Source organism: Microbacterium hanjuni, assembly GCF_043556395.1.
Classification (GTDB): Bacteria; Actinomycetota; Actinomycetes; order Actinomycetales; family Microbacteriaceae; genus Microbacterium.
In genome coordinates, this window is the sequence record NZ_JBIGIK010000001.1 from 46,209 (window position 1) to 59,311 (window position 13,103).

The window sequence follows — 13,103 nt, forward strand, 5'->3', positions numbered from 1 at the left end:
CCTTCGGCAATCCCGAGAGGCGTGCATGTTCAGCAAGATCCTGGTGGCCAACCGCGGCGAGATCGCCATCCGCGCCTTCCGTGCCGCATACGAAGTGGGTGCGCGCACTGTCGCGGTGTACCCCTACGAAGACCGCAACTCGCTGCATCGACTGAAAGCCGACGAGGCCTACCTCATCGGCGAGCGCGGACATCCGGTGCGCGCGTACCTCGACGTCGACGAGATCGTGCGCGTCGCGCTCGAATCCGGTGCCGACGCGATCTACCCGGGCTACGGCTTCCTCTCCGAGAATCCCGAGCTCGCCGAGAAGGCCGCCGCCAACGGCATCGCCTTCATCGGCCCGCCCGCCTCGGTGCTGCAGATGGCCGGCAACAAGGTCACCGCGAAGCAGCACGCCGTGGCTGCGGGCGTGCCGGTGCTGCGCTCCACCCAGGCCTCGGACGACATCGACGCGCTGGTCGCCCAGGCCGACGACATCGGCTTCCCGCTCTTCGCGAAGGCGGTCGCCGGAGGCGGTGGACGAGGGATGCGACGGGTCGCGTCCGCCGCTGAACTGGCACCCGCGCTGGCCGAGGCCATGCGCGAGGCGCAGAGCGCTTTCGGTGATGCTCGGATGTTCCTCGAGCAGGCCGTCCAGCGCCCGCGCCACATCGAGGTGCAGATCCTCGCCGACCAGGGGGGCGAGACCGTGCACCTGTTCGAGCGGGACTGCTCGCTGCAGCGCCGGCACCAGAAGGTCATCGAGATCGCCCCCGCGCCGCACCTCGCCGACGAGACGCGGTCGGCGCTGCACGCCTACGCGATCGCGTTCGCGCGCTCGATCGACTACCAGAACGCCGGCACGGTGGAGTTCCTGCTCGAAACGGCGGGCCCCCGTGCGGGCGAGGTCGTCTTCATCGAGATGAACCCCCGTATCCAGGTCGAGCACACCGTGACGGAGGAGGTCACCGACGTCGACCTCGTGCAGTCGCAGATGCGGATCGCGGCGGGGGAGACCCTCGCCGAACTCGGTCTCCAGCAGCCCGACATCCGCCTCCGCGGAGCCGCGCTGCAGTGCCGCATCACCACGGAGGACCCCACCCAGGGCTTCCGACCCGACACCGGCAAGATCACCACGTATCGCTCGCCGGGCGGGGCGGGCATCCGCCTCGACGGCGGCACGACCGCCGCCGGCTCGCAGGTCAGCCCGCACTTCGATTCGATGCTCGCCAAGCTCACCTGCCGCGGGCGCGACTTCCCCGCAGCGGTCGCGCGTGCTCGCCGGGCGCTGGCGGAGTTCCGCATCCGCGGCGTCTCCACCAACATCCCCTTCCTGCAGGCGGTGCTGGATGACCCGGCGTTCCTCGCGGGCGACGTGAGCACGGCGTTCATCGATGAGCGTCCCGAGCTGCTGCAGGGCCGCGAGTCGAAGGACCGCGGCACGAAGATGCTCAACTGGCTCGTCGACACGACGGTGAACCGCCCCCACGGCGAGAACCCGCTCAGCGTCGACCCGCGCGCCAAGCTCCCCCCGCTCGACCTGTCCACGCCGCCCCCGCCCGGATCCCGGCAGCAACTGCAGCAGCTCGGCCCCGCGGGGTTCGCCCGGGCACTGCGCGAACAGACCGCGCTGGCCGTGACCGACACGACCTTCCGCGACGCCCACCAGTCGCTGCTGGCGACGCGGGTGCGCACGCGCGACCTCGTCACAGTCGCGCCCTACGTCGCTCGGCTGACTCCCCAGCTGCTCTCGGTCGAGGCCTGGGGCGGCGCCACCTACGACGTGGCGCTGCGGTTCCTCGGCGAAGACCCCTGGGAGCGGCTCGACGCGCTCCGCCAGGCGCTTCCCAACATCGCCTTGCAGATGCTGCTGCGCGGGCGCAACACGGTCGGCTACACGCCGTACCCCACCGAGGTCACCGATGCCTTCGTGGCCGAGGCCGCAGCATCCGGGGTCGACATCTTCCGCATCTTCGACGCTCTCAACGACGTCAACCAGATGCGTCCCGCGATCGACGCGGTGCTCGCCACCGGCTCGGCCGTGGCCGAAGTCGCGCTCTGCTACACGGGCGACCTGCTCGACCCGGCTGAGGACCTCTACACGCTCGACTACTACCTGGGCCTCGCCCAGCAGATCGTCGACGCGGGAGCGCACGTGCTCGCGATCAAGGACATGGCCGGGCTGCTGCGCCCCGCCGCCGCCGCGCGGCTGGTCACGGCCCTGCGCGAGCGCTTCGACCTGCCGGTGCACGTGCACACGCACGACACCGCCGGTGGACAACTCGCCACGCTGCTCGCCGCGTCCGCGGCGGGGGCGGATGCTGTCGACGCGGCCGCCGCGCCCCTGTCGGGCACGACCAGTCAGCCCTCGCTGTCGGCCCTCGTGGCCGCGATGGCGCACACCGACCGCGATACCGGGCTCGATCTCGCCGCCGTGTCGGATCTCGAGCCGTACTGGGAGGCCGTGCGCCACCTCTACCGTCCGTTCGAGTCGGGGCTGCCCGGGCCGACCGGGCGCGTGTACCGCCACGAGATCCCGGGCGGGCAGCTGTCGAACCTGCGCCAGCAGGCGATCGCGCTCGGCCTCGCCGACGATTTCGAGCTGATCGAGGACATGTACGCCGCGGCGAACACGATCCTGGGTCGTGTTCCGAAGGTGACCCCGTCGTCGAAGGTCGTGGGCGACCTGGCGCTGCACCTCGCCGCGGTGAAAGCCGATCCGGCCGACTTCGCCGAGAACCCCGGCAACTACGACGTGCCCGACTCCGTCGTCGGCTTCATGGCCGGCGAACTGGGCGAGCTGCCCGGCGGGTGGCCCGAACCCTTCCGCACGAAGGTGCTGGCCGGACGCGATGTCAAGATCGGGGTGACCCCGCTCACCGAGGCGCAGTCGGCGTCGCTCGCCGGCTCGAGCGTCGAGCGTCGGGACGCCCTGAACGCCCTCTTGTTCCCCGCGCCGACGCGCACGTTCCGCGAGGTGCGCGATGCGTTCGGCGATCTGAGCGTGCTGAACACGGCCGACTACCTCTACGGGCTGGTGCCCGGCGGCGAGCATGTCGTCGAGATCGAGAAGGGCGTGCAGCTCTTCGTCGGCCTCGAGGCGATCGGTGAGGCCGACGACAAGGGCATGCGCACCGTCATGACCACCCTCAACGGGCAGCTGCGTCCGGTGTTCGTGCGCGACCGCTCGATCGAGGTCGACGCTCGCCAGGCCGAGAAGGCCGACACCTCGAAACCCGGGCAGGTCGCGGCGCCGTTCTCGGGGGTCGTCACCCTCAAGGCGGGGGTCGGCGACAAGGTCGCAGCCGGTCAGCCGGTCGCCTCGATCGAGGCGATGAAGATGGAAGCGGCCATCACTTCACCGGTCGGCGGAGTCGTCGAACGGCTCGCGATCGGCGCCACTCAGCAGGTGGAGGCCGGGGACCTTTTAGTCGTCATCCGTCCTGCCCAGTAGCCTGAGGGGATGGGCGCCAGCGCCCGACACCCGTTTGGAGCCCTTGCAGTGACACCCGATCGAGACGACGAGACCCCCGAGGTGACCGTCGAACACGGCATCCTTTCCGATGCCACGAGCGTCGACACCGCCGGCATCGGCCTGATCGGGCCGGCGACCGCTCAGTTCAGCGTGGTCTTCCCCAGCAATGACGATGACGACCTCGACGATGACGACGACGTCATCGGCGACGAGATCCACCTCGACGAGATCGCCACCGGCGACATCATCCTCGAAGACCTTCCCGTCGCCGACGAGGCGCCCGCCCTCGAAGAGATCGACGAGGAGCCGGAAGCATCCGGCCTCGAGATCGACGCCCACGACATCTCCGCCGACTCCGCCGCGGATGACGCGCCGAGCGGCGACCCGACGGCGATCGTGGTGGATGCTGCGGGATCCGCCGACGCCTCCGCGATGGCCGAGCCCTTCGCCCCGAGCACTCCCGCGGCGGCGATGTCAGAGCCCGAACCGGCCGCCGTCTTCGAGGCCGCTCCGCTCGAGCCGGCGGCTGCACCGGCCGCTGTGCCCCCCGTTGCCCCGGCGCCCGTTGCCGAGACGGTGCCGGCGGCCGAAACAGCACCCGCCGTCGCCGCTCCCGTTGCTCCGGCGGCCGCGGCCGAACCGGCGCCGGTGACCGCGTCGGTGCCGACCACACGGCGCGAGGCGCACAACACCGGTGCGCACGCCCGGCTCGACCGCGCCCACGCCGTCGAACGCGTGCACCCGCCGGAGCCAGAGGTCGTGCTCGCCTCCAAGCGTCTCGGCGAATTCGAGAGCGGCCGCGAGAGCCCCGACCTGCTGACCGCCGATCGCCTGCTCGACCGCGGCCAGCTCACGAAGCCCGAGCCCGAGGGTCTCTGGCCGCAGCTCGTCTACTCCCTCTCGCGCCACCGCATCAACCTCGGCGACGGACGCCGCGCCCGCGCGCGCAAGGCCTTGGACCGCCGGATTTCGGCGTCGCTGTCGGGCGGCGCGCGGTTCGTGCCCGTGCTGTCGCGCAAGGGCGGCGTCGGCAAGACGACCGTGACCGCGCTGCTGGGTATGGCCCTCGCGGACGCGCGGGACGACCGGGTCATCGCCGTCGACGCGAACCCCGACCGGGGCACGCTCGCCGACCGCATCTCGCGCACCAGCACGCGCACCGTGCGCGATCTCGTACGCACCTCGGGCGACGTCGCCGGGTACAGCGACATCTCCGCCCTCGTCGCTCGCGACGAGACCCGGCTGGACGTGCTGTCGTCGGATCCCGACCCCCGCGTGTCCGAGGCGTTCAACGACGAGGACTACCGCGACGTCGCCGTGCTCGCCGCGCGCTTCTATTCGCTGGTGCTGACCGACACCGGAACCGGCATCGTGCACTCGGTCATGGGCGCGACCCTCGAGATGGCCGATCAGATCGTCGTGGTCGCCGGCCTCAGCGTCGACGAGGCGCGCTTGGCGTCCGAGACCCTCACGTGGCTCGAGACCAACGGCTACGCCGAGCAGGTGCGTCACGCCGTGGTCGTGCTCAACAACGCGCGACCGGGCGCTCCGCTCGTGCGCGAGAGCGAGCTCGAGGCCCACTTCCGCACACGCGTGCGGGCGGTCGTGCGCGTGCCGTACGACACGGCCATCGGCACCGGAAGCGCGATCGTCTACCGCGACCTGCAACCGGCGACCCGGCAAGCGGCGCGCGAGCTGGCGGCATCCGTCATCGAGGGCCTCCGCGCCTCGCAAGGAGCCTGAGCGTGGCTGTTCGTCCCATCCGCCTCTTCGGCGACCCCGTCTTGCGCGCCCCGAGCGAGCCGATCACCGAGATCGACGACGGCGTCCGCGCCCTCGTCCGCGATCTGGTGGACTCCGTGGAGCCTCCCGGGCGTGCCGGGGTCGCGGCCCCGCAGATCGGCGTGGGCCTGCGCGCCTTCAGCTACAACGTCGACGGCGAGATCGGCTACATCTTGAACCCGGTGCTGGTCGAAACGCGCGGGGAGCCCGAGCTCGTGGGCGAGGGCTGCCTGTCGATCCCGGGGGTCTGGCACGAAGCGCTGCGTCACCCGTGGGCGAAGGTCGTGGGGATGGACCTCGACGGCGCCGAGCTCGTGCTCGAGGGGGAGGGGCTCATGGCCCAGGCCCTGCAGCACGAGACCGATCACCTCGACGGGATGCTGTTCCTGCAGCGCCTTCCCGCGCCCGCGCGGCGCGAGGCGATGCGCGAGATCCGCGAGTCCGACTGGTTCTGAGTCGGCCCTTCGTCTCGCCGCGCTCGCTGGGCCCTTCGTCTCGCTGCGCTCGCTCAGGGACCGGTGGGTCCCGCCCGCTGAGCGAGACGAGCGCAGTCCCGCCCGCTGAGCGAGCCGAAGGCGAGACGAAGCGCAGCGAGCCGGGCCCTTCGTCTCGCTGCGCTCGCTCAAGGACCGGGGTGGCTGCGCTCGCTCAGGGACCGGGTGGTTCCGCCCGCTGAGCGAGCCGAAGGCGAGACGAAGCGCAGCGAGCTGGGCCCTTCGTCTCGCTGCGCTCGCTCAGGGACCGGGGTGGCTGGGCTCGCTCAGGGACCGGGTGGTCCCGCTCGCCCGGGACCGGATGCTGCGGGGTCAGGCGAGCGAGATGTTCGTCGTGTTCACCGGCACCCGGTAGAGCTCTTCGATCTCGGCCGCGAAGTCGCCGACGATCACGTTGCGCTTGATGCTGAGCTTCGGCGTGAGGTGTCCGCTCGCCTCGGTCCACTCGGTCGGCACGATCTCGAACTTGCGGATCGATTCGGCCCGAGACACGGTGGCGTTGGCCACGTCGATGGCCCGCTGCACCTCGGCGCGGACCGCCGGGTTCGCGGCAGCATCCGCCAGCGACATGTCAGCGGAGAGGCCGTTGTTCGCGAGCCACGTCGGAAGCATCTCGGAGTCGAGCGTGATCAGTGCCGAGATGAACGGCTTCTGATCGCCCACGACGACGACCTGGCCCACGATCGGGTTGGCGCGGATGGGATCCTCGAGCACGGCCGGGGCGACGTTCTTGCCGCCGGCGGTGACGATGATCTCCTTCTTGCGTCCGGTGATCGTGAGGAAGCCCTCTCCGTCGAACGAACCGATGTCGCCGGTGTGGAACCAGTCGCCGTCGAAGGCCTCGGCGGTCGCCTCGGGGTTTCGCCAGTACTCCTTGAACACGTTGATACCGCGCACCTGGATCTCGCCGTCATCGGCGAGGCGCACACCGACGCCCGGGAGTGCGGGGCCGACGGTTCCGATCTTCGAGCGCGTGGCGAGGTTGACCGTCGCAGGCGCGGTGGTCTCGGTCAGGCCGTAGCCCTCGAGGATGACGACGCCGAGGCTGTGGAAGAAGTGCCCGAGGCGCGCGCCGAGCGGAGCGGAGCCGCTCACGGCGTAGACCACGCGGCCGCCCATCGCGGCGCGCAGCTTGCTGTAGACGAGCCGGTCGAACAGCGCGAACTTCACCTTGAGGGCGAGCGGAATGCGCTGGCCGTCCTGCTGCAGGCGGGAGTGCTGGATCGCGGCGGCCGCGGCGGAGCGGAAGATCTTGCCCTTGCCCCCCGCTTCGGCCTTCTGCTCGGCGGAGTTGTAGACCTTCTCGAACACGCGCGGCACGGCCAGCAGGTAGGTCGGCTGGAACGATCCGAGGGCGGGGAGCAGCTGCCGGGTGTCGGGCTGGTGGCCCGTCTTCACGCCGGCGTGCACGTTGAGCAGCGAGATGAATCGAGCGAAGACGTGTGCGGTGGTGATGAACAGCAGCGTCGAGGCGCCGGGCACGTCCACGACCTCGCGCAGCGCGACCGCGGAGTTGCGGCACAACTCGACGAAGTTGCTGTGTGTGAGCACGCAGCCCTTCGGTCGTCCGGTCGAGCCCGAGGTGTAGATGAGGGTGGCGATGTCGCTGCCGACGGCGAGGGTGCGCCGACGCTCGATCTCGGCGTCGTCGATCGAGACTCCCTCGCGGGTGAGTCGGTCGAGGTCGCCGCCGTGCATCGTCCAGACGTCGCGGAGCAGGGGCAGTTCGCCCTGCACCTCGGCGAGGCGGGCGGAGTGCTCGGGAGACTCGACGATGCACGCGATCGCGCCGGAGTCGCTCAGGATCCACTGGATCTGGGCGGGCGAGCTCGTCTCGTAGACGGGGACCATGACGGCCCCGGCGAAGAAGAGGCCGAAGTCGACGAGGGTCCAGTCGTAGGTGGTCCGCGCGAGGAAACCGACCTTGTCGCCCGGCTGGATGCCGGCGGCGGCGAAGCCCTTCGCGAGGGCGAGCACCTGCCGGTGGAATTCGGCGGTCGAGACGTCGCGCCATCCGGCGCCGTCGGGGACGGCGAAGAGGGGACGGTCGGGGCTGGCGGCGACACGGTCGACCAGCAGGTCGGTGATGTTCGCTTCGGGGTCGGCTGCGACGACGGGTGGGACATCGAATTGGATCACGGCAACTCCTTCGGTACCGGACGGGGTGTCGGTCTGACCCTTGGAGTCTATCGGGTGGCCTTTCGGCATCCTTCCGGGGCCGTCCGGCATGGCTAGACTTCACAACGCCGCCGCGCGGGCGTCGGCCGGAAGGGACACGGCGGTGCTCAACGTCGGTATCGACATCGGTGGCACGAAGATCGCCGGGGGCGTCGTCGACGCCGACGGCCGCATCATCGAGAAGCTCCGGGTCGACACGCCCATCGACGCCGACGAACTGCTGGATGCCGTCGTCGACATGGCCACACACCTCCGCCGCGCACACCGCATCACCGGTATCGGCGTCGCCGCCGCGGGTTTCATCGACCGAGATCGTCGCAGCGTCATCTACGCGCCCAACATCGACTGGCGGGACGAGCCATTGCGCGACCGTCTCGAGGCGCGCCTGGACTCTCCCGTCACGATCGAGAACGACGCCAACGCCGCCGGGTGGGGCGAGTTCCGCTTCGGGGCCGGCCGCGGGGTGTCCGACATGGTCATGCTCACGATGGGCACGGGCGTGGGCGGAGCCGTCGTGGCCGGGGGCGTCTTGTACCGGGGCGGCAACGGGATCGCCGGAGAGCTCGGCCACACGCGCTTCATCCGCGGCGGCCTGCCCTGCGGATGCGGGCAGAACGGATGCTTGGAGCAGTACGCCTCCGGCCGTGCCCTGCAGCGCGAGGCGAACGCGATCGCCGATCAGCCGGGCATCGGCGACGGCCTTTCGGCCCTCCGAGCGGAGCGCGGCACGATTCCCGGACCGGGCATCTCCCGCCTCGTGCTCGCGGGCGACCCGGGCGCGATCGAAGCGCTCCGGCGCGTTGCGACGGCGCTCGGCGAGGCCTGCGGCGGATTCCAGGCCGTGCTCGACCCCCAGCTCTACGTCATCGGCGGGGGAGTCGCCCAGCTCGGTGACGACCTGCTCGAGCCGGTACGTCTGGCCTACGAGACTTCGCTCCCCGGCTACGGCGACCGCCCCGTGGCCGACTTCACCATCGCGCAGCTCGGCAACGATGCCGGACTGATCGGCGTCGCCGACCTCGCGGGGAGGGACAGCTGAGATGTTCTACTGGCTGATGAAGTACATCGCGATCGGGCCGGTGCTCAAGGCGATCTTCCGCCCGTGGGTCGTCGGCCGACGCAACATCCCGGTCGAGGGTGCCGCGATCCTCGCGAGCAATCACCTCTCCTTCGCCGACTCCATCTTCCTGCCGCTGATGATCGATCGGCCGATGGCCTTCCTCGCCAAGAGCGACTACTTCACCGGCAAGGGGATCAAGGGGTGGGCGACCCGGGTGTTCCTCAAGGCGACCGGGCAGATCCCGATCGACCGCTCCGGGGGCAAGGCCTCCGAAGCATCCCTCAACACCGGTCTCGGAGTACTGGGTCGCGGCGATCTCCTCGGCATCTACCCCGAGGGCACCCGCAGTCCCGACGGCAAGCTCTACCGCGGCCGCACGGGCTTGGCGCGCATGGCGCTCGAGGCCCGCGTGCCGGTCGTCCCGGTGGTCATGGTCGACACCGACACGATCCAGCCGATCGGCAAGCGCATCCCGCGGATCGGCCGCGTGGGCATCGTCATCGGCGAGCCGCTCGACTTCTCCCGCTTCGCCGGGATGGAGGGCGACCGGTACATCCTTCGCTCGGTCACCGACGAGATCATGGTGGCGCTGCAGCGCCTGGGCGAGCAGCAGTACGAAGACGTCTACGCCTCGACGGTCAAGGACCGGCTGGCGGCGTCCAAGGCGGCAGCCGAGGCCCCCGCGCGTCGTTAGACTTCCAGGATGCCTTCTCAGCCCGATTCCCTCGACCACTGGCGGACCCTGCCCATCAAGCAGCAGCCCACCTGGTATGACACGGATGCTGTGGCCGAGGTGTCTGCGGAGCTGTCGATCCTTCCCCCGCTGGTCTTCGCGGGCGAGGTCGATCTGCTGCGCGAGCGGCTCGCCCGGGCGGCCTCCGGACGGGCGTTCCTGCTGCAGGGCGGCGACTGCGCCGAGACCTTCGCCGGGGCGACCGCCGAGCAGATCCGCAACCGCATCAAGACCGTGCTGCAGATGGCCGTCGTGCTCACCTACGGCGCGTCGATGCCCGTGGTGAAGATGGGGCGGATGGCGGGGCAGTTCGCCAAGCCCCGTTCGAGCGACACCGAGACGCGCGGCGATGTCACGCTGCCGGCGTACCGGGGTGACATCGTCAACGGTTACGACTTCACCGAGGCCTCGCGGCGCGCGGACCCGGCTCGGCTGCTGAAGGGGTACCACACCGCAGCATCCACCATCAATCTCATCCGCGCGTTCACCCAGGGCGGGTTCGCCGACCTGCGCGAGGTGCACAGCTGGAACCAGGGCTTCGCGAAGAACCCCGCCAACCAGCAGTACGAGCGCCTCGCCGGTGAGATCGACCGCGCGATCAAGTTCATGGAGGCGGCGGGAGCCGACTTCGATGAGCTGCGCCGAGTGGAGTTCTACACCGGCCATGAGGGTCTGCTGATGGACTACGAGCGCCCGATGACGCGCATCGATTCGCGCACCGGCACGCCCTACAACACCTCGGCGCACTTCGTGTGGATCGGGGAGCGCACCCGCGATCTCGACGGGGCGCACGTGGATTACTTCTCGAAGATCCGCAACCCGATCGGGGTGAAGCTGGGTCCTTCGACGACGCCCGAGACCGTGCTCCAGCTCATCAAGAAGCTCGATCCCGAGCGAGAGCCCGGTCGGTTGACCTTCATCACGCGCATGGGTGCGGGCAAGATCCGCGACGCCCTGCCGCCGCTGCTCGAGGCCGTGCGCGACTCCGGAGCGACTCCGCTCTGGGTCACCGACCCCATGCACGGCAACGGCATCACCACGCCGACCGGGTACAAGACGCGTCGTTTCGACGACGTCGTCGACGAGGTGCGCGGCTTCTTCGAGGCCCACCGCGCCACGGGCACGTTCCCCGGCGGCATCCACGTGGAACTCACCGGCGACGACGTGACGGAGTGCCTCGGCGGTTCGGAGCACATCGACGAAGCGAGCCTCGCAACGCGCTACGAGAGCCTCTGCGACCCGCGCCTCAACCACATGCAGAGCCTCGAGCTCGCCTTCCTCGTGGCTGAGGAGCTCGAGAAGCTCTGAGGCCTCGCGCCCACTGAGAACCGGAAGATCGCCGGGATCAGGCCGATTGCACGAAAATCGTCCTGATTCGGGCGATCTTCCTGTTTCAGGGTGAGCGGATGCCGGCGCGACGCCGGGGTCAGCCGGTGACGGTGAGCTGCAGGTAGACGTTCGTGCCTTTGACGCGCTGCGCGCCGGCGGCCGGGTCTTGGCTCGTGACTTTGGTCAGCCCATCGGGCGCGGCGTTCCAGAACAGCGCCCACTCCACGGTGAACCCGTCGCGCTCGAGGGCGGCCTTGGCCGCGTCGCGGCTCATGCCCACGACGTTCGTCACGGGGAACAGCGGCGGTCCGAGCGAGACGGTCAACGTCACGGTGTCACCGGGGCGCCAGTTGCCGCCGCCGTCGCGGGAGACGATACCGATGACCTCGCCCTTGTCGACGCTGTCGCTGTACTCCTGGCGCGTGTCACCCGAAACGGTGAGACCGACGCCGGTCAAGGCGTCGGTCGCCCCGCTCACGCTCATGCCGCGCACTCCGGGGACCGATCCGCTCGACACGAGGAAGGTGACCGTGTCGCCCTCGAACGCGGAGCAGCCGGGGGTGCAGTCGATGGGAGCGCCGCCGGAGCGCGGCACCAGCGAGGCCGACACGATCGCCCCCGCGTCGCTGTCGGTGAACTCGCGCTGCTCTTCGCCCGCGACGAGGTTCTTGCCGACGAGGATGCCCTTGGCCTGGTCGATGTTCATACCCCCGAGTGCCTCCACCTGCTGCGGCCGGGGGCCCTGTGACACCTGTACGGTGACGGAGGCGTCGCGGTCGAGGCGTTGGCCGGGGTCGGGGTCGGTGCCGACGACGATGCCGGCGGCCACGTTCAGGGCGTACACGTCCTCCTGAACGGCGACGAGCGATTGCGCCTGCAGAGCGGCCTGCGCGTCGGCGAAGGGCAGACCGTTGACGGCCGGCACGGCGACGAGGGAGCCGGGACCCGAGCCGAACCACCACCCGGTGCCCCCGGCGACGCCGGCGAGCACGAGCACCAGCACGAGCAGCCACGCGCCGCGAGCGGTGCGCCGGCGCGCGCGCACGCGCAGCTGAGCGGCGTTGTCGACCTCGTCGACGGATGCTGTGGGCCCGGTCGAGTTCGAGGGGAGCACCTTGGTGAACTCGCCCGAGTCGAGGGTGTCGTCGTCCACGGCGGTGCCGACCGAGACGGCGCGGGCCACCTGGGGTGCCACGCCGAGCTCGCGCTCGATGTCGCGCAGGCGCTGGAGCATGACCGAGGCGTCGAGCGGCCGGTCGTCGGGCACCTTCTCGGTCGACCACAACACGAGCTCGTCGAGCTGCTCGGGCACGCCGGGGTTCTTGGCGCTGGGCCGCGGCACGGATTCGGTGGCGTGTTGGAAGGCGATCTGCATCGGCTGCTCGCCCTGGTAGGGCTGCTCGCCGACGAGCATCTCGTACAGCAGGATGCCGAGGGAGTAGATGTCGCTGCGCGCGTCGGCGGTGCCGCGGGTGACCAGCTCGGGTGCGAGGTACGCGATCGTGCCCATGAGCATCGCGCCGCTCGCGGTGTTCGCCGTCGTCGCGCGGGCGAGGCCGAAGTCGCCGATCTTGATGCGTCCGTCTTCGGCCAGCAGCACGTTCTCGGGCTTCACGTCGCGGTGCACGATGCCGGCCCGGTGCGCGGCAGCGAGGCCCGAGAGCACAGCATCCATGATCGTGATCGTCTGGGCGACGTTCAAGCGCTTCTGCTCGCGCATCAGCTCGCGCAGCGTGATGCCGGGCAGGTACTCCATGACCAGGTAGGCCATATCGCCGTCCTGGCCCTGGTCGAACACGTTGACGACGTGCGGGTCGGCGAGCCGGGCGGCCGAGCGGGCCTCCTGGATGAACCGGCTCTGGAACACGGTGTCGTCGCTGAGGTGGCCGTGCATGACCTTGAGCGCGACCCGGCGTTCGAGACGCAGGTCGGTCGCCACGTACACGGTCGCCATACCGCCGCGCGCAATGCGCGCGCGAACCCGGTATCGGTCGTCGACGAGACGGCCGATCAGCGGGTCGGTCTGCTGACTCGTGCTCACGCTCCGAGTCTACGGAGAGGCCCCTGTGAGCC

8 protein-coding genes are annotated in these 13,103 nt (G+C 70.3%); 6 read left to right on the forward strand and 2 right to left on the reverse strand.

Annotated features, from left to right (window positions below; all coding sequences use genetic code 11):
- The first annotated feature begins 25 nt into the window (after nt 1-25).
- The 3 genes from ACFXP5_RS00250 to ACFXP5_RS00260 are packed head-to-tail and all read left to right on the forward strand — an operon-like array spanning nt 26 to nt 5,691.
- Nucleotides 26-3,433 (forward strand): pyruvate carboxylase, encoded by a 3,408-nt coding sequence (locus ACFXP5_RS00250; protein ID WP_394543021.1) that lies wholly within the window; start codon nt 26-28, stop codon nt 3,431-3,433.
- A 48-nt stretch (nt 3,434-3,481) separates the two neighbouring features.
- A complete protein-coding gene (locus ACFXP5_RS00255) occupies nt 3,482-5,197 on the forward strand; it encodes a MinD/ParA family ATP-binding protein (protein ID WP_394543023.1) in 1,716 nt (571 codons plus the stop codon).
- A 2-nt stretch (nt 5,198-5,199) separates the two neighbouring features.
- Nucleotides 5,200-5,691: a peptide deformylase gene (locus ACFXP5_RS00260; protein ID WP_394525999.1), complete on the forward strand. Its 492-nt coding sequence runs from the start codon at nt 5,200-5,202 to the stop codon at nt 5,689-5,691.
- Nucleotides 5,692-6,042: 351 nt separating this feature from the next.
- Here ACFXP5_RS00260 and ACFXP5_RS00265 read toward each other — a convergent pair whose 3' ends face one another.
- Nucleotides 6,043-7,869, reverse strand: coding sequence for an AMP-dependent synthetase/ligase (locus ACFXP5_RS00265; protein WP_394543024.1), 1,827 nt, complete (start codon nt 7,867-7,869; stop codon nt 6,043-6,045).
- Between the two features lie 142 nt (nt 7,870-8,011).
- On the opposite strand from ACFXP5_RS00265, the gene ACFXP5_RS00270 reads away from it, so the two are divergent.
- The 3 genes from ACFXP5_RS00270 to ACFXP5_RS00280 are packed head-to-tail and all read left to right on the forward strand — an operon-like array spanning nt 8,012 to nt 11,009.
- Entirely contained in the window at nt 8,012-8,947 is a 936-nt protein-coding gene (locus tag ACFXP5_RS00270; RefSeq protein ID WP_394544155.1) for an ROK family glucokinase, read from the forward strand.
- Nucleotide 8,948: 1 nt separating this feature from the next.
- Entirely contained in the window at nt 8,949-9,662 is a 714-nt protein-coding gene (locus ACFXP5_RS00275) for a lysophospholipid acyltransferase family protein (RefSeq protein WP_394526002.1), read from the forward strand.
- Between the two features lie 9 nt (nt 9,663-9,671).
- Nucleotides 9,672-11,009, forward strand: a complete 1,338-nt coding sequence (locus ACFXP5_RS00280) for a class II 3-deoxy-7-phosphoheptulonate synthase (RefSeq protein WP_394543025.1) — start codon at nt 9,672-9,674, stop codon at nt 11,007-11,009.
- Nucleotides 11,010-11,127: 118 nt separating this feature from the next.
- Here ACFXP5_RS00280 and pknB read toward each other — a convergent pair whose 3' ends face one another.
- Complete coding sequence (gene pknB, locus ACFXP5_RS00285; RefSeq protein WP_394543026.1) at nt 11,128-13,071, reverse strand: Stk1 family PASTA domain-containing Ser/Thr kinase; 1,944 nt, start codon at nt 13,069-13,071, stop codon at nt 11,128-11,130.
- Between the last annotated feature and the right edge of the window lie 32 nt (nt 13,072-13,103).

Excerpts from the sequence above, each read along its gene's own strand:
- ACFXP5_RS00250 (WP_394543021.1), top strand. The coding sequence starts at position 26 with ATGTTCAGCAAGATCCTGGTGGCCAACCGCGGCGAGATCGCCATCCGC.
- ACFXP5_RS00280 (WP_394543025.1), top strand. The coding sequence starts at position 9,672 with ATGCCTTCTCAGCCCGATTCCCTCGACCACTGGCGGACCCTGCCCATC.
- ACFXP5_RS00275 (WP_394526002.1), top strand. The coding sequence starts at position 8,949 with ATGTTCTACTGGCTGATGAAGTACATCGCGATCGGGCCGGTGCTCAAG.